Genomic DNA, 22,739 nt, shown 5'->3' on the forward strand with positions numbered 1-22,739 from the left:
GATTTGCGGGGGAACGGTTACTTCTGGCCGTAATAGGCGCCGGCGCCGTGCTTGCGGTAATAGTGCTTATCCAGGATTTCCTGGGGCGCGGAAGCGACACCGGGGTCAAACTGGCGGGTGATCAGGGCCATGCGGGCACATTCGTCCAGAACCAGCGCGTTTTCCACGGCTTTCTCCGGAGTGGGACCCCAGGCGAAGGGGCCGTGCTTGCGCACCAGGACGGCCGGAACGGCCGCAGGATCAATGTTTCTCCCGCGGAAGGTCTCTGCAATGACTTTGCCGGTGTTGATCTCGTAGGCTTCGGTGATCTCCTCCTGCGTCAGGTGGCGGGTGCAGGGGACGGCGCCGAAGAAGTAGTCGGCGTGAGTAGTGCCGTAGCAGGGCAGATCCAGCTCTGCCTGGGCCAGGGCGGTGGCATGGCGGGAATGGGTATGCACAACGCCGCCGACGCCGGGGAAGCTCCGGTAGATCTCCACATGGGTGGGCAGATCGGTAGAGGGGCGCAGGTCGCCTTCCACCATGTTGCCATCCCGGTCGGTGACCACCATGTGCTCCGGCTTCATCACGTCATAGCTGACGCCGCTGGGCTTGATTACAATGTATTTGCCGTCCTCGGACAGGGCGGACACATTGCCCCAGGTGAGGACCACCAGACCGTGAGCGACCAGCTGCAGATTTGCGCGGCAGACGCGCTCTTTCAGTGCTTCCAACATAATCTGTCTCTCCCTTCTATGTAGGCCTGCATATCGGGCCACAGGCCGTCCAAGCACCGGATGGCCTTCTGATACAAGTTGTACTTTTTCTCATAAGCCTTGGCGGCTTCGGGATCGGGGTATACGGGGGCGGATAGGCGGCACATGGCAGCCGCCGCCTCGGTGGGTGTGGCGTAGTCGCCCAATGCGGTGGCAACAGCCACAGAACAGCCCAGCGCGCCGGTCTCGTCAGCGGCCACGGTTTCCACGGGGCAGTTCATCACATCCGCGAAAATCTGGGTCCAGACCGGGGATCGGGCTGCGCCGCCTGCCAGACGGATGCGGCACGGGCGGCCGTCGCGGGTAGCCAGCAGCTTTTCCAGGTGATGGCGGTGGGAGAAGGCAATGCCTTCATAAACTGCCCGCAGCATGTGCTTACGGCTATGGGAGGCGTTCAGGCCGATAAAGGCGGCGCGGGCCCGGGGGTCTACGTTGCTGGCGGTGAGGAAGGGCAGAAAGATGGGCATGAAATCGGCGGCGGAGAACTCCTCAGCCCATTGATTCATCAGAGCGTAAATGCTCTTGGACTGCGCTTTTGCCTCCTGCACCAGCTCGGGCAGCAGCTGTTGGATAAACCACTCGTTGTTGCCGGCGGATGTGGGGCTGGATTCTTCGATGAGATAGTATTCCGGCAGGCAGAACAGGGAATTCATGAGAACGCGGCCGTCGGTGACGGGCTCGCGGCGAATGTATTCGTTGATGCTCCAGGTCCCGGCGATCATGCAGATGTGCTCCTCGTCCGTCACGTTGACGGCCAGAGCGCAGGCGTCGATATCAAACATACCGCCGATGACGGGAGTACCCTCTGCCAGGCCGGTGGCCTGCGCGGCTTCAGCGGTAATGCGGCCGGCGATCTCCAGAGAATTGCACAGCGGCGGCAGAGCGGGCGAAATGGCCTCAATGCCGAACAGCTTGAGCAAGGCGGGGTCAAAAGACTTGGTGTGCAGATTCATCAGGCCGCTGCCGGAATAATCGGTGACCTCAGCGCGGGCCTCACCGGTAAGACGGAAACGGACGTAATCTTTGCAGGCAAAGACCCACTTGGTGTTTTCCAGAACACCGGGCTCGTGATCCCGCAGCCAGGCCAGCAAAGCCACCGGCTGGCAGGCCATTACGTGCTGGCAGGACAGGGCAAAGGCGGCTTTTTCCGTGCCGTCAGTTCTCCAGTCCATCTGGTATTTCCAGGCGCGGTTATCCGCGGAGAGAATACCCCGGCGCACGGGCTGTCCGTCCTTGCCCCACAGGTACAGGCCTTTGCCGTGGCCGCACAGGCCGATACCGGCGATCTCCCCCGAGTCGATTCCGGTTTTTTCCAGAAGCGCCCGGATGACACGGCAGTTATCCTGCCACATATCGTTCATATCCCGCTCCACAAAGCCGGGGGCGGGGGTGATGGCAGCGGTAGCGGCTGCCTCCACGCCGATCTGCCGGCCTCCGGCGTCAAAGAGGGCGGCTTTCGTGCTGGTGCCGCCGTTGTCCAGTCCCAAATAATATCGCATGTATTATTCCTCCATTGCCAGAGCAAATTGCTGTTCGATATAGGATTTGGCGGCCAGGATGTCCTGTTTCCAGTCCTGGTCAGGCTGATGCCACATTTCCATCATATAGGGACCGTGATAGCCCTGACGTTCCAGCTGGCGCAGGCACAGGGGGAAGTCCACGCATCCGCCGCCGAAGGGGACGCATTTGAACTTACCGGGGAAGTCGGGTGTGACGGCCAGGGTATCCTTCAGATGAACGGCTGCGATCTCCTTGCCCCCCAGCGTCAGCTCAGACACCACATCGCTGCCCCAGGCGGTCAGGTTGCCCAGGTCGGGGTAAACAGTGAACCAGGGGGTGGGCAGATCGGCTTTGAAGGCTTTGTAGCGGGTGATGCTGCTTATGAGGGGGGTGTCCATGATCTCCATGGACAGCATGACCTGATATTTCTCCGCCAGTGCACAGGCGCAGGCCAGACCTTCCTTGAATCTTTGGAGGCTTTCAGGGGTGGATGGTTCGTAATACACATCATATCCGGCCAGCTGAATGACGCGCACGCCGAATTCGCGGGCAAACAAAATGGCCTGCTCCATCATTTCATATGCCTTTTGACGAATGGAGGGGTCAGCGCTGCCGTAAGGGAAGCGGCGGTGTCCGCTCAGGCACATGGAGGGGATGGGGGTCCCCGTCTCGGCCATGGCGCGGTGCAGGGCGTCCTTTTCTTCCTGGGTCCAAAAAAGGCGGGCAAGGCGCTCGTCGGTCTCGTCAATGGAGATCTCCATGTAGTCGAACCCCAATTCTTTTACGGCGTGCAGGCGCTCGCTCCAGCTCATGGAAGCGGGTAATGCTTTTTCGTATAACCCCAGCAAGTGATCTCCTAACATAGTAGAAACGCTCCTTTATGTATAAATTTGAGGGGGTCGTGATCAGTCCGGAAGCAGAAGGGGATGGGGGCGGACGGGATGGGCCGGAATGGTACTGCAGCGAACGTCCAGCTGGGTCCCGACCACCATTTTGCAGGGGGTGGTGCAGCGGCCGTTGATGGTGTTCAGCAGGATCTGCATGGCCCAATACCCGATGCCCTCGCAGGAGACATTTACGGTAGTGAGCGGCGGCTCCGCCAGGGCGGAAAATGGAAGCCCGTCAAAGCCGACAATGGAAATGTCTTCGGGGACCCGCAGACCGAAGTCTTTCAAGGCCCGCATCGCCCCAATGGCTATGCTGTCATTATTGGCGATAATGGCGGAGGGAAGTGCGGCGCCGGCCTCCAGAAGTTCCCTGGTGGAGCGGTAGGCGCCTTCCATTGTGGGGAACACAGGGAAGATCAGCCGCGTGTCAAAGGGCAGGCCCAGATGGCGCATGGCGTTCTGAAAAGCGGCGCGCCGTTCCTGGTCGTTGCTGGCGGGAAGGGAATTATAAAGAAAACCGATTTTTTTGTAGCCAAGCTGTGCCAGGTGCTCTACAACGGAAAAGATCGCCTGCTGATTATCCATGGTCACGCTGCTGACCGGAAGGCAAGACAGGGAGTTGTCCACCACCAGCAGCGGCTTTTCCAGGGTGAGGAAGGGGGCTATATCGTTGGGAATCAACTCTGTACCGAGGAAAATGGCGCCCTTTATGGCGGGTTTTCCGATCAATTCCTTCAGGGCGGCGCTGGACAGCGAGGCGTCGATCGTCACCACCTGAAGGTCGTACCCGGCCTTGCGGCATTCCTGCTCCACGGCGTCCATGATCTGGGTCACAAAGCCGGGGTTGCCGTTGACCAGATGCGCGTGGCGGAGATACTTGAGAAAGCAGATGCTACGGCTGCTTTTGCTTTTTCCCTTTACATCGTAGCCGTTTTGGTGCAAAAGGTCCTTCACGCGTTCACGGGTCTCGGAGCTGATGCCGGGCTTTCCGTTCAGGACAAGGGATACCGTGGTAAGTGATACGTCGGCTTCTTTGGCGATTTCGCGCAGATTCATGCAGCACCCCTCCTTTTGATTTTAGTAAACAGATAAAGCGACAGAAAAATATAAACAAAAAATGTTTAAAATTATATTAACACATTTGAAAAGGAATGCAAGAGCGGAAGCGAAAAAAACGGGGACTGTTTTTGCACGAAACTGCGAAAAGCAATAAAAATTAAGCAAAATAGATAAACTATTAGGTTAAAATTTGATGCAATTAGCTATTTGATAAAAAAATCAGAAAAGTATTTGTACAAACTTCCGAATTGACTTCTTGAAACATCATGGTATGATTGAGATAATAAATCTCCTGCACGGGGATGAAGTTATTGGCGTTTAGTAAACAAACGGATTGGATATCCGCAGAAAAAGGAGGTCGTTATGTCATATGAAAAAGATTTTAGCGATGATGCTGGCTCTGGTTATGACCCTGAGCTTGGCCGCCTGCGGCGGCCCTGCAAAAAATCCCCCCGCAACCGAGAAGCCCGGCGCCGAGACGAGCGCTCCCGCCAACGAGGGCGGCCTGCCCTACGAAGGCCATACGCTGTACGTTGCCAACTGGCAGGGTTACAACTCCGACCAGGCCTATTGCGAGAAGGCCTTTGAGGATGCTACCGGCGCGCAGGTGGAGCATGTTTATTTTAACTCTTATGACGAACTGATGACAACGCTGCTGACCGGCGGCAACAAGACCATTGACGCAGTTGTTCTGTCCAACAACTACACCCAGTGGTTCCACGACGATGGCCTGATCTCTGACCTGGACGCCTCCAAGCTGCCCAACTATGAGAAGATCGCCGACGTTTACAAGGACCAGGCCCCCTATGCTGTGGATGATACAGGCAGCCTGTTCGCAGTGCCTTGGTGCAATGGCACCTCTTCCATCGCTTATAACCCCGACTATGTTGATTTCGAGATCGAGCACTGGAGCGACCTGCTGGATCCCCGCCTGAAGGGCCATGTCATGGTTCTGAACGGCGACGGCGATTCCTGGGTCATCGGCTGCCTGCTGGCCGGCGAAGATTCCAACGATATTGAGAACGCCGACATCGAAAAGGTCCGCGCCTCTCTGAACGAGCTGAAGGGTCAGCTGCTGGGCTTCTGGAGCACCAACGACGAGCAGATCATGCCCTGGATGGCCGGTGACTTCTGGGCCGGTGAGATCTGGTCCGGTCCCTACAGCCAGTTGCTGCACGATTCCAGCACCAACATCAAGCTGGTCCACCCCGAAGAGGGTACCGTTGGCTTCATCGACTACTGGGCCATCGTGGAAGGCACCGACGAGCAGGATCTGGCTTATGAGTGGCTCAACTGGATCATGAGCACCGAGCAGCAGACCTCCATGGCTACCGGCGTCAGCGAAGCTTATCCCGGTGAGTACATGACTTACACGCCCGTCAACGCGGAAGTTATCGAGGCGTTGACTCCCGAGCAGAAGATCGATCTGCAGCTGGATCCCATGCCCACCATCATCAAGCTGCTGCCCTACATCGCCGATCCCGCTGTGAAGGATCAGTGGGTCGACCTGTATCAGGAGTTTGTCAGCTGATATAGGATCATATCATTCGCAGAATTCATCAATAGTTCTGACAGAATGCCGCCGGAACCCCTTTCGGCGGCATTTCCTTTAAAAAACCCGGGGGTGGCAAAATTAAATGAGTAGTTTGAGCAAAAAGAAATTCCAGCCTGTGACACTGTGGACAGCGCCCAGTATCGTTTTGCTGCTGTGCCTGACGATCGTTCCTTTGGTGATGCTGTTGGTGTTCAGCTTTATGAACCGGAATATCTTTGCCGGTGAGCCTTGGCCGGGTTGGACCATGAACAACCTTACCCGTATGATCGAGTCCGATACCTTCTGGCGCTTGTTGGGTAAGTCCCTGATGACGGCGCTGAAGGTGACGCTCATATGTATTGTGGCGGCCTATCCCACGGCCTGGGCCATTGCCAAGATCGTGAAGCCGAAAAACCGCAGTATTTTCATGATGGTAGTCATTCTGCCGTTTTTCACCTCCCAGCTGCTGCTGATCTACGCTATGATGAACCTGATCCAGTCCGGCGGTCTGCTGCTGACCCTGTTGGACGCCATCGGCTTCCATAACGTCCCCACCATGCTGTATACCAACAAGGCGACCATTCTGATCCTGACATACGAATACCTGCCTTACATGATCCTGTGCCTGTACTCCTCTTTGGAGGGCATTGGCGATAACCTGATCCAGGCTTCCCTGATCCTGGGCGCCAACAAGTGGAAGACCTTCACCAACATCGTGTTCCCCATGAGTGTTCCGGGCCTGCTGTCCGGCGTTCTGCTGGTGTTCGTTCCCGTGGCGGGCAGCTTTATGGAACCCGGCCTGGTCGGCGGCGCCAACGGTGCGATGGTCGGCAGTATGATCGATACGCAGTATTCCGGATCGCTGAACATGGGCTATGGCGCGGTCCTGTCCTGTACGCTGCTGATCGTCCTTAGTATTATCATGGGGCTGGTCCGTCTGGCGACTGCCAGGGCACAGAAGGCAATCGGAGGTGACGTGGAATGAATTCCAAGGGTTTTAACCGTGCCATGGTGGCGTGCCTGTGGATCGTACTGGCATTCATGTACATCCCCATCATCGCTATTATTGGCATGTCTTTTAATGCCACGCCCTATGGTATGTTCCCCTATGTCTTTACCTTTGACTGGTACAAGATCCTGTTTACGGAGAGCAACCTGCTGCCCGCCTGCGTGTTCAGCCTGAAGTTTGCCTTCGGCGTGACGGTGGCAGCGATCATTATTGGCACAATGGCTTCCTTTGGCCTGCAGGCCTACTCCCCCAAGTGGTCAAATCGCCTCAATGCGTTGATCCAGCTGCCCATCATCATCCCCTGGCTGGTGACGGCCATCTCCCTGCTGCTGCTGTTCTCCTTTGTCGGTGCGGGCCGTAGCATGGTCTCCATGTTCTTCGGTAACCTGATCGTGGTGCTGCCCTATGTGGTGCTGCTGGTCAACGGTCGTTTTGTGTCTATGGACCGCACGCCGGAATCTGCTGCACGGTTGCTGGGCGCCGGGCCCGCCCGCGTGTTCTTTGACATCACGCTGCCGGCCATCGTCCCCGGCATCATGGCCGGCGGTATCATGGCAATGATCATGTGTTTCAACAACTTCGTTGTGCAGTACTACCTGATCCCCATCGGGACCCAGACGCTGCCTACCCTGGTCTTTACCCGCATCCGCAGCGGCTATCAGGCAGATCTGAACGCCCTTTCCGCCATCATTGTTCTGGTCGCGGTCGGCATTGTGATCCTGCTGGTCAAGCTGGGCTTTTCGGCCGGAAGCCTGTTCGGTATCTCCTCCGGCTCGAGCTCTAAAAAAGGAGAATAAATCATGGCTGAGTTGAGAGTAAATAATCTGAAAAAAAGTTTTGGTCAGAATGAAGTGCTCAAGGGTGTCAGCTTCCATCTGGAGACTGGCAAGTTCCTGTCACTGCTGGGTCCCTCCGGCTGCGGCAAGACCACCATTCTGCGTATCATTTGCGGTCTGGAGACCCCGAGCTCCGGTGAAGTGCTGGTAGACGGCGCAGATATCACCAACGTCAAGCCCGAAAAGCGCAACATCGGCCTGGTGTTCCAGAACTACGCACTGTTCCCCTCCATGACCGTGGCCAAGAACGTGGGCTATGGCCTGAAGATGCAGAAGGTCCCACAGAAGGAGATCGACGAGCGCGTGGAAGAGGCTCTGGAGCTGGTGAAGCTGCCCGGCTACGGTCCCCGCAAGATCACCCAGATGTCCGGCGGCCAGCAGCAGCGTGTGGCGCTGGCCCGCGCACTGGTGACCCGCCCCAGCATCCTGCTGCTGGATGAGCCCCTGTCCGCTCTGGACCGTAAGATCCGCGGCGAGATGCAGTATGAGATCCGCAACATTCAGCAGAAGATCGGCACCACCACCGTGTTCGTTACCCACGATCAGGAGGAGGCGCTGACCATGTCCGACCAGATCATTCTGATAAACAAGGGCAGCATCGAGCAGGAGGGCGATCCCTATACGATCTACAGCCAGCCCGCTACCGAGTTTGCTTCTGACTTCCTGGGCAAGGCAAACCTGATCAGCGGCAAGCTGATGAGTGAGAACGATACGTGGTATCTGGTAAACACCGGTATCCGCATCCCCATCAACTACTGCGGCGGCAAGGAAGGCGACGACATCAAGGCTGCGGTTCGCGGCGAGTACTTCGAGTTCTGTAACGAAGGGGCGGAAGGCGCCAACGTCTTCCACCTGCAGAAAAAGATCTTTACCGGCCTGAGCTGGAAGCTGATCGGCCTGCTGGGCGACCAGCCTCTGGACATCTCTGCGCTGGGCATCAGCGCAGACCACCTGCAGGAGGGCGCGACTCAGTATGTCCGCATTCGTCCTGAGAACGTGGTCTACTATAACAACTGATTTTTTGGGGGAGTTATTGATATGAGCAAGCACTATGAAACCGCCCGGGAGATTTATGCCTCCTGGGGGGTCGATACCGAGGAGGCCATCCGCCGCATGGACGAGATCCCTCTGTCCATCAATTGCTGGCAGCTGGATGACCTGACGGGCTTTGAAGATTTTGATGCGCAGCTGACCGGCGGCATCCAGGCTACCGGTAATGCTCCAGGCAAGCCCCGCAGCATTGAGGAGTATTTTACCAATCTGAATAAGATGCTCTCCCTGGTCCCCGGCGCAAAGCACCTGGCCCTGCACAGCGTTTATCCCCTGACCAATGGCGTAAAGATCCCCCGGAATGAGCTCAGGCCCGAGCATTTTGCCCCCTGGATCGATTACGCCAAGGAAAAAGGGATCGGCCTGGACTTCAATCCTACCTACTTCTCCCATCCCATGCTCAAGGACGGCTGGACCCTGGCCAGCCCTGACAAGAGTGTCCGGGACTTCTGGATCCAGCACGGTATTGCATGCCGTAAGATCGGCGAGTCCTTTGGCAAGGCGCTGGGCGAGACCTGCATCACCAATCACTGGATCCCCGATGGCTCCAAGGATACCCGCGTGGATATGCTGGGTCCCCGTGAGCGTTTGATCGATTCTCTGAATCAGATCTTTGCGGAGCCCATCGACCCCAAGTACAACCGGGACTCTGTTGAGGGTAAGGTTTTTGGCCTGGGCGTGGAAAGCTATACTGCCGGTTCTCACGATTTTTATGCCAACTATGTCCTGACCACCGGCAAGGCTATGGTCTGCATGGATATCGGCCACTATCACCCCACGGAGAGCGTTGCGGATAAGCTGTCTTCCTACTTCGCATTCAACCAGGAGATCATGACCCACCTATCCCGCGGCGTTCGCTGGGATAGCGACCATGTGGCCGTCGTGTCTGAGGATATTGTTGCCATCATGCAGCAGATCAAGCGCTGCAACGCCTTCGACAAGGTACATCTGGGCCTGGACTTCTTCGATGCCAGCATTGACCGCATCGCCGCTTCCGTGATCGGCAGCCGCAGCGTGAAAAAGTGCCTGATGACGGCTCTGCTGGAGCCCACTGAGCACCTGGTAAAGGCTGAGGCCGAAGAGGATCTGACCCGCCGTCTGGCGCTGCAGGAGGAGTTCAAGATGCTGCCTGCCGGTATTGTGTTCAACGAGTACTGTGAGCGTCACGGCGTCAAGGCTTCCAACTGGATGGGCGGTGATTTGAAATGAGTGAGCTCCGCCGTTTTATCGTGGATACAGACACAGGCTCCGATGACGTCTGGGCTGTGATCGAGGCGCTCCGGGCGGTAGATGTTGTCCGGGTGGAGGCCATCACGGTGGTCTGCGGAAACCTGCCGCTGGATCTCTGCGTCAAGAATGCCATGCATGCGGTGGACGCTGCGCACACCTATGTGCCCCCGGTTTATCGGGGCATGGAGCGGCCCCTCATGCGCAAGCAGGCGTTTTATGCGGCCAATATCCATGGGGAGGACGGCCTGGGCGGCATGGATCTGCCCATGCCGGAGAGACCTGCGGAAACCAAGCATGCGGTAGACGCTATCATCGACATCGTGATGGCCAATTCCGGCGAGATCGAGATCGTCACCTGCGGCCCCATGACGAATTTGGCCATGGCGCTGCTGAAAGAACCCAAGCTGGCGGAAAACATCAAAAAGGTTTGGATCCTGGGGGGCTCTTCCAGTGGGTCCGGCAATATGACCCCTACAGCGGAATACAATGTGTACGTGGACCCGGAAGCGGCCGATATCGTTCTGGACTCTGGCGTGGACGCCGTTTGGGTCACTTGGGATACGGCGGTGGGCGCAACGGAAATCACGCCTGAAGAAGTGGAGATGCTGTTGAACAGCGGTTCTCCCACGGCGGAATTCTGTGTTCGCTGCACACGTAAACTGCGGGAGTACTACCTGAGTATGTATGGCCGGTCTTCCTATAGCGTCATTGACAGCCTGGTCATGACGGCGGCGCTGTATCCGGAGATCATGGAAGGCGTGTTTCAAGCAAACTGCGCCGTGGAGAGAATAGGAACGGAGACGCGGGGATATTTCCGCATCGACCATCACAACCGCTTGAAGCGCTCTCCCAACGCGGCGATTTGTCCGGCAGTGAATGTCCCGCTCTACAAAAAACACTTATTTGCATTGTTGGGCGCCGGCTGAGTGAATCTACTGGCTCCGCTCTGGCGGAGCCAGTATTGCTATGATTGAAAAAGGAGGGCTTCATCATGAATGACTTCAGATTTTATAACCCTGTCCGGATTCATTTCGGACAGAACTCTCTGAACAAGCTGCCGGAGGAGCTGGCGGCTGTGGGCAAGACGGTCCTGCTGGCCTATGGCGGCGGCAGCATTAAGCGTACCGGCCTGTATGACCGCGTGATGGCCATTTTGAAGGATTGCGGCAAGGAAGTTGTAGAGCTGTCCGGCATCATGCCTAACCCCCGCACCGAAAAGGTGTATGAGGGCATTGAGCTGTGTAAAAAACACAATGTGGACTTTATCCTGGCCGTTGGCGGCGGCAGCACCATTGACTGCAGCAAGGCCATCGCCGTGGGCGCCTGCACCGACCGTGATTTCTGGGAGGCATTTTACCTGAACAATGAGGTGGCCGAAGCAGCCGTTCCTCTGGGCGTGGTGCTGACCATCCCTGCTACCGGCAGTGAAATGGATCGCTCTGCCGTCATCACCCATTGGGAGACCGGCGTAAAGACCGACTACAACTCCGATCTGACCTTCCCCAAGTTCTCCATTCTGGACCCCACTCTGACCTATACGCTGCCCAAGAACCAGATGATCAACGGCATCGTGGATACCCTGAGCCATATCTGGGAGCTGTATTTCTCCGAGCCTGATACCGACAGCGTGACGGATAATCTGGCGGAAGCGCTGATGCGCAGCGTGATCTCTGCGACCCGTGTCGCTATCAAGGATCCCAAGGACTATATCGCCCGGTCCAATATCATGTGGGCCAGCACCGTGGCCCTGTGCGGCATGATAGGCAACGGCAAGAACTCCGACTGGGCCAGCCACAACATCGAGCACGCCATTTCTGCGCTGTTTGATGTGGCCCATGGTGCGGGTCTGGCTGTGGTGCATCCCACCTATATGGCGTATTTCTGCCAGAATGCCCCGGAGCGCTATGCCCGCTATGCCGTGAATGTGTGGGGCGTGGACCCCACCGGCAAGGCTCCGCTGGAAGTGGCCCGCGAGGGTGTGCAGCGTACCCGCGACTTCTTCAACGAGATCGGCGCGCCTGCTACTCTGACGGATCTGGGCGTCCCCGAGAGCGCCATTGATGATCTGGTGGCGCACACAGACATGGGCGCATGGGCTTATAAGAAGATGACGCAGGACGACGTGCGCGCCATCCTGCGTATGGCTCTGTAAGGAGGGACCGATGGAACAGATTTCTGTTTTCGACAGCCGCTTCGCACCATACGGACAGGTGCTGGAAGGATATGATTTCGCAGAACTTTGCCGGGTTATGGAAGAAACGACCCCCTGCCCGGAGGATGGCACGGTCTATGTGGCGTCCGTCCCGGAATTAGAGGCGCTTTCTGTGGCGGCAGAGCTGCGGGATCGCGGGTTCGGAGGTATGCCCATCCAGATCGGGTACTGCAACGGCGCCAACACCCGCCTCAGCTGTCTGGAGTATCATCGCACCAGCGAGCTGGACATCGCTGTGAGTGACATGGTCCTGCTGGTGGCCCGTCAGCCCGAGATCGTGGGCGGTGTGCTGGATACCAGCTGCGTCAAAGCGTTCTTCGTGCCCAAGGGCACAGCGGTCGAACTGTATGCCACGACCCTCCACTATGCGCCTGCGGCGGTTGGCCATGGATTCCGCATGGGCTGTGTTCTGCCCAGAGGGACCAATGGGGATGCTCCCAGGATCACGCCTGCGGGAAAAGAGGACCGGCTGCTCTGGGGCGCAAACAAGTGGGTCATCGCAGGCGCCAATACCAATGAGGCGCAGCAGGGCGCCTATGTGGGCATCCAGGGTCCGGATGTAGACTTGATGAAGGGCTGAGCGAGGAGGACAACATGCAGGAAAAGTGGATCGAAAAGATCTATGCCGGTTTTCTGGGCATGGATGCAGGTATGCGCCTGGGCGCACCGGTAGAGAATCCCTACTGGACCTATGAGCGTCTTGAGGAATACTATGGGAACATGGAAGGCTATCTGCGTGAATACCGACACTATGCTGCTGACGACGATGTCAACGGCCCGGTAATTTTCTTGCGGGCTCTGACTGACTGGGGCAAGGACTTTACCCCCAAGCAAGCAGGCGAGACCTGGCTGAACTACACGCGCTGCGGTCACGGTATGTTCTGGTGGGGCGGCGAGGATATGTCCACAGAGCACCGCGCCTACATGAACCTGAAGCGCGGGGTATCCGCCCCAAAATCCGGCAGCATCGCTCTCAACGGGCAGGTGGCTGCCGAGCAAATCGGCGGTCAGATCTTTGTGGACACCTGGGGCCTGATCTATCCCGGTGATCCTGCCATGGCAGCCAAGCAGGCCAGAAAGGCCGCCTCTGTTTCCCATGACGGCGAAGGGCTGTATGGCGCGGAATTCATGGCGGCCTGCGTAGCTGCGGCATTTACTTGTACTACGGTAGACGAGGTGCTCGATGCCGGATTGGCGGTCCTGCCTCGGGATTGCGATTACCGCCGTGTGGTGGAGTCTGTGCGGGCCTTCCACAAGAAGCAGCCTGATGATTTCCGGGCCTGCCGCGATTATGTGGATCGGGAGTGGGGCGCCCACAAGTACCCCGGTTACTGCCACATCATCCCCAATGCGGGTATTTGCGTGCTGGCATTGCTTTACGGTAAGGGCGAGTTGGGCCGCACCATTGAGATCGCTTGTATGTGCGGCTTTGATACGGACTGTAATGCCAGCAACACCGGCACCATCACCGGCGTTCTTGGGGGGCTGGAGAATTTCCCTGCCCGTTATCGCACGTCAATCAACGACTGTGTGGTCTTGTCCAGCGTGTCCGGCTTCCTGAACATGCTGGACAGCGCAACGTTCTCGAAGGAGTTGGCTGTTCTGGCTTACCGTCTGCGGGGTGAACAACCTCCTGCCTGGCTGGCCTTGCCCCGACCCGGCGATATGCTGATGGACTTTGAGATGCCCGGCTCTACCCACGGCCTGGAATTGACAGACCGGGCCAGCCATTGGATCCGCCCTGTGGAGGGCGAAGCCCACACTGGTAAGCGCTGTCTGGAGATGATGATAGACGGAAAACTGCCGGTTCCTGTTGACCTGTTCTTCCGCGGCAGCTTTATACGCTCTGACTTCAACGATGAGCGTTATGAACCGGTGTTCTCTCCCCGGGTCTATCCCGGCCAGACGGTTTCCTGCTGGATGAAGAGCAGGCAGGAAGCGCCCGCCGCCATTACGGTGACGCCGTTTCTGACAACGGCAGTAACAGGCCGGCGAAAAGAGCTGGAGTCAGTGGTGTTGCCGGATGGGACCTGGCATCAGGTCTCCTTCCGGGTACCTGAGCTTGCCGGGGACCAGGTCCATTTCATTGGCTGGAAGGTGGAGATCGACCCCGTAACGCCGCCCTGGACGCTGGGCCGGGTCTTTGTGGATGACATCACAGTCACCGGCCCTATGGCCTACACCATCGATATGGCCATTCAGAAGAAGGAATTTGATGAGGTCACGCCCTTCTCCTGCAATGATATCGAGCCGGACCTGCAGAATGGTGAACTGGTGTTGCGGACGGAGTGCGGCGGCCAGGCATTTACCGGGAATTATTATACCCGGGATGGGGCCATAGAAGGTGAAGCCGTCGTGGAGAGCGGAGATTCCTGTATGCTGCTTCTGCGGGGCAAGGGCGCCCGTAACTTCTATGCGCTGGGGCTTGACGGCGAAAATGCGGTCATTGCATGCTGTGAGAACGGCGAATGGACGCAGCTGGCATCTGCCCCGTATGGATGGAAACGCAGTGAAACGCTGCGGCTCCGGGCAGAGGCCGAAGGCAGCGGCCTGCGTCTGCTGGTAGACGGCGCTTTGGTGTTACAGGCAGTAGATGACCGCTTTGCTTACGGCATGGTGGGTGTGTGCCACTCCGGCGCTGCCTCCAGCCGTTGGAAAACGTTTGCTGTGACCGGCCGGATATAAAAATCATGACCACCCCTAAGAGGGGTGGTCATGACTGTCCCTGGGCCGCCGCGCTGCCGTCGATACGGTCCATATGGGCAAGTTCGGGAGCGAAATAAAGCATCAGGGAGGTTTCCGTAATGGCGGCGTGCCCGGCGGCCCATCCGGGAAACGGCGTCTCGCGGTATTCCAGCCAGGTCATCGTTTTCATATCGACCGAGGGGTACATAAGAATCCTCCTTGTTCAAAAGATGAATGGTACTTTTATCGGTGGAAATGAAAAATTCTCCTTGTAACAGGCTTCAAAGCTATTTACGAGCGGCGGAAAATGCAGTATAATAAAAATCATAATTTATGGCGTTTTCGAGGGTAGAAAAAGAGAAAAAAAGGGGAAAATATGAGAAAAACACTTGACAAACTGTATCCAAACGCGATATGCTTTAGACAGACAGACAGACAGACAGACAGACAGACAGACAGACAGACAGACAGACAGACAGACAGACAGACAGACAGACAGACAGACAGACAGACAGACAAGTTCTGTCTTTTTTCGTTGTTTGAAAGAATTTATCTGAAACAATCAGGGGTATTGTCTCCACAGCTTTCCGCGGGGGCAATGCGCCTTTTTTTATAGCATCACAGATCATCTTCGACCATTTTCGACTTTGGCAGAGGGGAACCAGGTAACATGAAAACGAAACAAAGATTTTTAAGCTTGTTGTTCAGCGGCGTATTGCTTTTTTCTGCTTTTCCGGTCAACGCATTCGCAATAGAATCCGGCGGCCCGGATAGTGGCTTATGCGAACACCACACTGTACATACAGCAGAGTGCGGCTATACCGATCGTCAGCCGGGAAACTGCACCCATGTGTGCAGTGAGGAAAGCGGCTGCAGCAAGAAAGAATTGGGCTGCCAGCATGAGCACAACGAGGATTGCGGCTACGCCCCTGCGGCTGGGGGCCGGCCCTGCGCTTTCGAGTGCGCGGTATGCAATGGCAAGGAGAATTACCCAGCCGAATGGCCGGACGCCCCGGATTGGGCGGCGGGCGGCAGCGCGCCGCCTGTCGAAAACCTTGAGGACGGCGAAACAGTCAGCGGGATCTACGGCGTGCCACAAGACATGCTGGATTCCGGGGGGCTGCAAACTCTGCGGAACCAGTCCAATGCCGCTGTTACAGCGGAAGACCCGGACAAGCGGATCCCGGAGAGCTGCTTGAGCCACTATACAAATCTCTACATCAATGGCGACCTCTATAAGGGCGGGGATATCACCGTAACCGAGGGCGACAACTTCGCTTACACCCATCTTTGGGCTCCCAATCCAACAGCCATTGAAAACGCCGGTAAGGAACTGGTTGGGGGCAGTTGGTTTGAGTACCAGATATTCCAGGTTCCAAAGCTGGATCTGGCTCTCAACAGGAAAGGGGCATGGATCATTAACGGCATCAAGGTGGGCGAATGGCAAACCACCTACAACAAGGCCACCGGCGTCATGATGTACAAAATGGTCTTCAATCGATACATCCAGTTTTTTGATCCCAAAACCATTGTCGCCATGCTCCAGGGCAGCGGAAAGTTTGCGCAAACGGGCACCGGCGATATTGACGATGGCCTTAAGGGCGGCGTGATAACCATCGTTCCGAAGCCGGAGCAGCCTGTAGTGCCCTCCATCCCCGGCGGCGTGGGCTGGTCCAAGCCAATCCCCCCCAGCTTTAACGACAACCTGCTCCCTTTCGGCAAGGGCAAGGTGTGGGACAGTTCCAACAATCAAGACGAGGTGCCCCGCATCGAGTGGCGCGTGGCTTTTTTGGAGCAGCTGCAAAAAAGCCAGCGGGAATTTTTAAGCAGTGGGAAAGACCCCGATTCCCTGCAGGAAAACCCAAAGTACCTGCTTATCGAGGACACGCTCGACCCCAACCAGCAGTTCTACTGCCCGCTGGCTGTGGACGGGAATCCGTATCCCAGCAAACAGTATGTGGACGGCGCGCCTTTCTTCATTGAGCTGCCTGTGGTTGTGCCGGGAAGCGGCAACCTGCTCAACGGCGGTTTGGGCAACGGCAGCTATGACGGCAAAGGCAGTATCCAACCCTTCATCAATGGGTATCAATTTAAACAGATTGACGGCAGCAAGGCGACGACTTCAGCCGCAATTCGGGCTGTCCAGAAAGAGGTGGAACAGACCCCGAAAAGCTGGACCGTCACTACAGACCCGGATACCCGCTGCCAGACCCTGCTCATCAACACCGGCAAGCTGGGTACGAAGAATCCGGCGAACGGCATCACATGGAAGGACATTTACGGAACCAGTGGGTGGCCTGTCAGAGAGCTGGAAAAGCTGATACAGAACTGCGACGATACCATCACGGCGCTGGAAGCCGGCGCAAATTCCCCCATCATACTGATGGATCAGCGGCAGGCAATGCTGCTGAACGTACTCAACCGCGCGGTGGCGATAGAAACAGACCCGGGTTTGCGGGCGCAAAAAGAGCAGGCCGTAGGGGATTGGAACGAGAACTACCGCACATGGCGTGACGACCCCCATATCAGCCCGCTGGGAGAGCTGGTAAATGCCGCTGGCAATCTGATCGTCCCCCTGCCCAAGCTCGATATGATAACTGCCATGAAAGATTGGGATGTTCCAGACGGCAAAAAGCTGGAAAATCTGAATGAGTACGCGAACTTTGTCAAGTCCTTGCAAAACATCAAAAGCGACCAGGAGGTCTATCGCAGCAACCGCCTGCAATACAGCACAGAGTGGAAAGCCGTTAAGGAACGCTATCAGGACGCGAAGGATTTCTACCAGAATGAGCAGGTCTACGGCTTTTCGCTCAAAGTGTGCAGCAAGTCCATCAACACCTCCATGACCTCCTATGGAAATCGCGTCACCTTCAGGCTGGGCGACAGCCAGTGGACGGCGGAGGACACCGCGGACAACATCAGATTTGGCTCGGGCATCACTGGCAGCTACACATTGGGCAGCGTTGTCCTACAAAAGGCGGACAAGCACTACGCCTCTGCTGCCGGGGATATCGAGGACATCCAAAATGTGGATAAAAATCATGCAGGCCTGACCGGGGCCAAGTTCCAGATGTACTGCGGCACAGGCAATGGCCAGGTGCCGCCGCTGACAGGCGAGCATCTGGCCTACTTCCTGGACAAGGACGCCAGCGCAAACGGCGACGCCTACGTCTACACCCACACGGGCACAGACCCGGATCACGGCGGCGTCCAGGGCGAAGTGACCGAGCTTGCCGTCGGCCAGGACGGCAAGCTCGTGCTGCAGCGCATCACCCAGCAGCACAAGCACTGGCTGGTGGAGCAGGCGGCCCCGGAGGGGTATTATCTGGACAAAACCCCGATCCTGCTGGAAAGCAATATGGACGAGGTCGTCTATAAGCTGCTGCCCAATACCTCCCGGTCGGTGCTGCTGTATAAGCGGGATTCCTTCAGCGGCAATCCGGTGGAGGGCGCAGAGTTTAAATTGTTTGATGAGAACGGCGCCCCGGTCACCGGCTTTGCTGCTAAAACACTCAATGAACATAAGACCCTGTGGAAAACGGCGGACGGCTCAGGGAATGCGGCGCTGAAAACCAACGCCAGCGGCGAACTGTGTATCCACGGCCTGGCCGCGGGTAAGTATTTCCTGCAGGAGACTGCGGCCGCCCCGGGCTATGTGACGCCGGCGAAGCCGGTTAAATATGACTTCGAGCTGCCGGCGGAAATCCCACAGAAAACCGCCGGTTACGACGCAGCCTACCACCTGTTGCTGAATACGGCGGACGCCCCGCTGAAAAACACCCCTGGCACCGCCAGGCTCACGCTGCACAAGACCGGACCGTTTCCCGAGAATGGCGCCTATAAGCCGCTGCAGGACGCGTACTTCGCCCTGTTCCGCTTCAAGGGCACGGAGAAGGATTGGGAGGATAACCCCGACAAGGAAGCGAATTGGGAGATCATTAAGCTGAAAGAGGCGCAGGGGACAGGAGAATACTTCAAGACGGCCAACTCTACAGTGGAAATCGACCTCCAGGGCGAAGGTATATTGAAAGGAAAAATACAGGCCGTCGCGACAGACGCAAGCGGCAATTTCACCATCACGGGCATCCCGATGGGGCACTACGCCATCACAGAGGTGCAGGCGCCGGCCGGCTATGTCCGCGACTACCGCAGCTTCTATTTCAACGTGGACAGCGGCAGCGCCACCGAACAGGGCGCCACAGAAGTCAAGCTCTACACTGCCCCCAAAAAGCAGGACGATACCACCAGATTAAATGACAATACCCTGCGCAACTTCAAGCGCATGGTACATCTGGCGCTGGTGAAGTACGACGCGGAAAAAGCCAAGCCAGACATCGAGGGCCAGCCGCTCCCGGCAGCGCCCGGCCACGATTACGACGGCTGGCTGTATACTGACAAGGTGCTTGACGACGGCAGCGCCACCGGCTTGCCGGGCGCGGTCTATAAGCTGTTCATGCGGGGCAGCGGCGCGGTGGGGACGGCCAATCCCCGCCCGGAGGAGCTGACCACGACAACAATTCAGGGGTATCAGGCTGGCTACGACACCTGCGTGGCCGTGGGCACAACAGACCAAAATGGCGTGCTGAAATCTATGGAGATGAAGGGGGCAAACTCTCAGCCACTCATAAACGGCCTCAATCCCGAGTATTACTACATGATTGAGGTCAAGGCTCCAGAGGGCTACCTGCTCGACCAGACGCCTGTGTATTTCGATATCAACGAGCACGCCTTTCCGGATGATACAGGCGCCAAGGCCGGCATCGTGCGGATGGCCGAAAACCATTCCGCTGTGTATGGCCTGCAGCTGAAAAAGGCAGACGGAGACGATCCGAAAAAGGCCGCGCTGGCCGGTGCAGAATTCACTGTTTCGGAGAATGGAGCCACGCTGTTTTTCATTCCTGTAACGAACCCCACAGATCCAGGAAACGTTTACCGGATCGCCAAAGCGGACGAGCCAAATGCAGTTTCAACAATCGTTCCCGGTTTGGACGGCCTGCTCACCGTTATCGGGCTAAAAGCCGGCACGGAGTATGCTTTCACCGAGACAGCCGCCCCCTGGGGCTACAAAAAGCCGGATGAAAACAAGCCATTCATCTTCAAGACGGCAAAAAACCGCGAGGAGGGAGTGTTGAAAAATGCGCCGAGCGGTATTGATGTCATCTTTCCCAAGGGAGAGAAAGACAAAATCCGTATCGACGAAGTGGAAAACATCCGCCTGAAAGGCAAGCTAACGCTGCATAAGCAGGACGCAGAGAATATGGCCAAGCCGCTGGCGGGGGCGGAATTTACCCTGTACCGCATCGTGGTCGAAACGATTCAGCCAGATGAGCCGGATTATGACCCGAACTATCCGGACGGCACCCGTACCAGGGAAGTGAAGATCGGCACGCAGGCCACCGATGCAAACGGCGGCCTGACCTTTGACGGCCTGGAATGGGGCGACTATGTCATGATCGAAACCAAGGCCCCGGAGGGCTACCTGCTGGACAGTACGCGCCGCCTGTTCACCATCGACCGGTTCTCCTTTGACCGGGACGGCGTGACGATTCCGGTACAGTACCCTGCGGTGACCAACGTCAAGGGTGTGCTGGGCGAGGCAAAACTTGTGAAGGTGGACGAAAACGACCACGATAAACGGCTGGAGGACGCGCATTTCTTCCTGACCAAGTATATGGGAACGGACGCAGCCGGCCAGGAAATCTGGGTTGGTTACGGCCAGGGCATTTATATCACTGGAACGGATGGCGAGATCCGTTTCAAGCTGCCGCCAGGCAGGTACAGCCTGAGCGAGATGAAGGCCCCAGACGGCTACCTGCTTGATCTGGAGAATATCTACCTGACCTTTGAGATCCCGGAGAGCCAGGACGGGGTGACTCCGCCGCCGCTTGTGGTGATCGACGACAAGGTCAAGGACGGCGTGATTGTCAACCGCAAGGGCGTGGCGGGCCTGCGCCTGCGCAAGGCGGTAGAGTTTACAAATCCTGCTGTCCATATCCCGGGAGTGACCTTTGAACTGGCGTGGAGAACCCCGGTGGTCATCGATGGAAAACTGACGTTTGATATCGAGCAGCTTTACTTTATCCAACTCAAAGATGGCTTCTACCAACAGTGTGACGAGACTGAACCGGATGCTACCAAGGAGCTGGTCACTGGCCGCAGCGGTGAAGTTTTCGCGCTCATGAGGGAGGCAGAGTCGCCCACGCATCCGGGCGATCCGCTCAGTAGCTTGCAATATCTGGAGACGAAAGTCCCGGACGGCATTCAGGAGCCGGATGGACAGCCGAAGCTGGTTAGAAAACTGATCCCCAACATGACCATAACGGTTGATGTGGAAAATCCTCTGAAGGACTTAGCGGATGTGCAGGAGAAGCTTGCTATTCAGGTGCTCAAAACGGATGGCAAGAGCAAGCTGGGGCTTGCGGGCGCGGAGTACGAGCTGTTCCTTTACACCGGAGACGGCACCGATGCAATGAACAGCCATACGTCAGTAGGCAAGGCGACAACAGATAAAAACGGGCGGATTGAGTTCAATCAGCAGAACACGCACTATACGCCCCCAGGCTGGCCAATAGCAATACCCGGCCTTATGCTGGGCAGCACCTACCATCTGGTGGAGACCAAGGCCCCGGAGAACTATGTGCTGGACGAAACCCATCACGAGATTGTGCTGGACGAGTCCTGCTTCGACCAGGATTTCCACTTCGTCCCGCCCCAACTGGTTCTGCCGAACTACCAGATTAAGGGTTCCATCGTGGTGGAGAAGGTGGATAAAGACGTTCCCAGCAAGAAGCTGAAAGGCGCGGAGTTTGAGCTGCTGCATAAGTATTCGGACGATCCGGACGTTGATTACATGCACTACGGCGAATGGCGGTATATCACCGACGAGAACGGTGAAATCCGCATTGACTCCCTGCCCTTTGGAAAATACAAGCTGGTCGAGCGGGCAGCCCCTCTGGATTATCTGATGGACGCTTCCGCACCGGAGTGGGACTTTGAGATTAAAACCGACAACGAAACTCTGACCTATACGTTCACAAATAAGCAAGACCCCAGCCCCACGCGGGAAGTTCTGGTCAAGAAGGTTTCGGAGGGCGGCGCCCCTCTGCCCGGCGCAAAGTTCAAACTCAAGGCGCTGGCAGCGGACGGCTCCTACCGCGCCCGGCAGGAGTCGATTTATACCACCGATGAGAAGGGCGAGATCGCTCTCGGCAAGCTGCCGGTCGGCAACTATGCCCTGGTAGAGATTGAAGCCCCGGAGGGTTATCAGCTGCCGGACAACCCCGAGACACGCTTTGCTGTGACCACGGACAAGCAAGTCGTTGAAGTGGAGATCGTCAACGTCAAAGTGGGCAGCGGCGGTCCCGGCGATCCCATCGACCCGGACAATCCGGACAACCCAGACAACCCGGGCAATCCGGATAAACCGGGCAATCCGGGCAACCCAATTGGCCCAGGAAAGCCGGGCAAACCAACTGACACAGGAAAGCCGGACAACCCAATTGACCCAGGAAAGCTAGTCAAGTCCACCGGCCCGGATAATCCGGATAAACCGGCCGCCCATGTGCCGCAGACGGGAGACGGCGCCAGTTTGACGCTGTGGCTGGTACTGCTGGGCCTGTCCGGCGCCAGCTTGGTCCTGCTCATGGGCTGGCCGCTGATCCGCAGAAGGAAGCAAGATTCGTAACGCCAGACGGCGGGCGGCCGGATATTCCGGCCGCCCGCCGCCTGTTTACCCCAAAGTTAGAGGGCAGAATATACATATAAAAGCGGTATTGGCGCGGTGCGGCTTTAACTGCCCGCGTCCGGGGTGGTTCTAAACCGGGCAGGCTTGCCAAACAAACATAACCCGAACCTATTTCCGATTGGAGACAGGTTCGGGTTATTTATTTTCTTTGATTGCTATGAAAGCAACCTACTTCAACAATGGGGTAAGACGCAGGCCTGCCTCTATATCTATTGAATTGCAATTCAATAGATATAGAGAA

Annotated in this window: 15 protein-coding genes; 10 read left to right on the top strand and 5 right to left on the bottom strand. The window is 57.0% G+C overall.

All coding sequences use genetic code 11. The features are described 5' to 3' along the window. Positions 1–17: 17 nt before the first annotated feature. Genes FMM72_RS15705 through FMM72_RS15720 form a run of 4 tightly spaced genes read right to left on the bottom strand, consistent with a single transcriptional unit; the run spans position 18 to position 4,195 of the window. A complete protein-coding gene (locus FMM72_RS15705) occupies positions 18–713 on the bottom strand; it encodes an L-ribulose-5-phosphate 4-epimerase (RefSeq protein ID WP_180322945.1) in 696 nt (231 codons plus the stop codon). Continuing rightward, on the bottom strand, positions 698–2,251 hold the full coding sequence (locus FMM72_RS15710; protein WP_162221956.1) for an FGGY-family carbohydrate kinase: 1,554 nt from the start codon (positions 2,249–2,251) through the stop codon (positions 698–700). The genes FMM72_RS15705 and FMM72_RS15710 overlap by 16 nt, the downstream gene beginning before the upstream one ends. A gap of 3 nt (positions 2,252–2,254) precedes the next feature. Continuing rightward, positions 2,255–3,115, bottom strand: coding sequence for an L-ribulose-5-phosphate 3-epimerase (locus tag FMM72_RS15715; protein ID WP_162221957.1), 861 nt, complete (start codon positions 3,113–3,115; stop codon positions 2,255–2,257). Between the two features lie 42 nt (positions 3,116–3,157). Beyond that, entirely contained in the window at positions 3,158–4,195 is a 1,038-nt protein-coding gene (locus FMM72_RS15720) for a LacI family DNA-binding transcriptional regulator (protein WP_160210009.1), read from the bottom strand. A gap of 373 nt (positions 4,196–4,568) precedes the next feature. Between FMM72_RS15720 and FMM72_RS15725 the strand changes: the two genes are divergently transcribed. The 9 genes from FMM72_RS15725 to FMM72_RS15765 all read left to right on the top strand — a co-directional run bounded on the left by FMM72_RS15725 (position 4,569) and on the right by FMM72_RS15765 (position 14,754). Further along, positions 4,569–5,729: an ABC transporter substrate-binding protein gene (locus tag FMM72_RS15725; protein WP_162221958.1), complete on the top strand. Its 1,161-nt coding sequence runs from the start codon at positions 4,569–4,571 to the stop codon at positions 5,727–5,729. A 106-nt stretch (positions 5,730–5,835) separates the two neighbouring features. Next, positions 5,836–6,717, top strand: a complete 882-nt coding sequence (locus FMM72_RS15730) for an ABC transporter permease (protein ID WP_160210011.1) — start codon at positions 5,836–5,838, stop codon at positions 6,715–6,717. Continuing rightward, positions 6,714–7,538, top strand: a complete 825-nt coding sequence (locus FMM72_RS15735) for an ABC transporter permease (protein ID WP_160210012.1) — start codon at positions 6,714–6,716, stop codon at positions 7,536–7,538. The genes FMM72_RS15730 and FMM72_RS15735 overlap by 4 nt, the downstream gene beginning before the upstream one ends. Positions 7,539–7,541: 3 nt before the next feature. Further along, positions 7,542–8,594, top strand: a complete 1,053-nt coding sequence (locus tag FMM72_RS15740; RefSeq protein WP_162221959.1) for an ABC transporter ATP-binding protein — start codon at positions 7,542–7,544, stop codon at positions 8,592–8,594. 21 nt (positions 8,595–8,615) lie between these two features. Continuing rightward, positions 8,616–9,836 carry an L-rhamnose isomerase gene (locus FMM72_RS15745; RefSeq protein WP_162221960.1) on the top strand — a complete coding sequence of 407 codons (1,221 nt, stop codon included), beginning with the start codon at positions 8,616–8,618 and terminating at the stop codon, positions 9,834–9,836. Then, positions 9,833–10,783, top strand: a complete 951-nt coding sequence (locus FMM72_RS15750) for a nucleoside hydrolase (RefSeq protein WP_162221961.1) — start codon at positions 9,833–9,835, stop codon at positions 10,781–10,783. The genes FMM72_RS15745 and FMM72_RS15750 overlap by 4 nt, the downstream gene beginning before the upstream one ends. 65 nt (positions 10,784–10,848) lie before the next feature. Then, complete coding sequence (locus FMM72_RS15755; protein WP_243157852.1) at positions 10,849–12,009, top strand: iron-containing alcohol dehydrogenase; 1,161 nt, start codon at positions 10,849–10,851, stop codon at positions 12,007–12,009. Positions 12,010–12,019: 10 nt separating this feature from the next. Further along, positions 12,020–12,649 (top strand): DUF4867 family protein, encoded by a 630-nt coding sequence (locus tag FMM72_RS15760; protein WP_162221963.1) that lies wholly within the window; start codon positions 12,020–12,022, stop codon positions 12,647–12,649. 14 nt (positions 12,650–12,663) lie between these two features. After that, on the top strand, positions 12,664–14,754 hold the full coding sequence (locus FMM72_RS15765; RefSeq protein WP_160210018.1) for an ADP-ribosylglycohydrolase family protein: 2,091 nt from the start codon (positions 12,664–12,666) through the stop codon (positions 14,752–14,754). A 28-nt stretch (positions 14,755–14,782) separates the two neighbouring features. Here FMM72_RS15765 and FMM72_RS15770 read toward each other — a convergent pair whose 3' ends face one another. Then, positions 14,783–14,962, bottom strand: a complete 180-nt coding sequence (locus FMM72_RS15770) for a creatininase family protein (RefSeq protein WP_162221964.1) — start codon at positions 14,960–14,962, stop codon at positions 14,783–14,785. A gap of 462 nt (positions 14,963–15,424) precedes the next feature. Here FMM72_RS15770 and FMM72_RS15775 point away from each other — a divergent pair, with 462 nt between their 5' ends. Continuing rightward, positions 15,425–22,438 (top strand): SpaA isopeptide-forming pilin-related protein, encoded by a 7,014-nt coding sequence (locus FMM72_RS15775; protein ID WP_162221965.1) that lies wholly within the window; start codon positions 15,425–15,427, stop codon positions 22,436–22,438. Positions 22,439–22,739: the final 301 nt, after the last annotated feature.

It is taken from the genome of Anaerotruncus colihominis, from assembly GCF_010206195.1.
Taxonomy (GTDB): Bacteria; Bacillota; Clostridia; order Oscillospirales; family Ruminococcaceae; genus Anaerotruncus; species Anaerotruncus colihominis_A.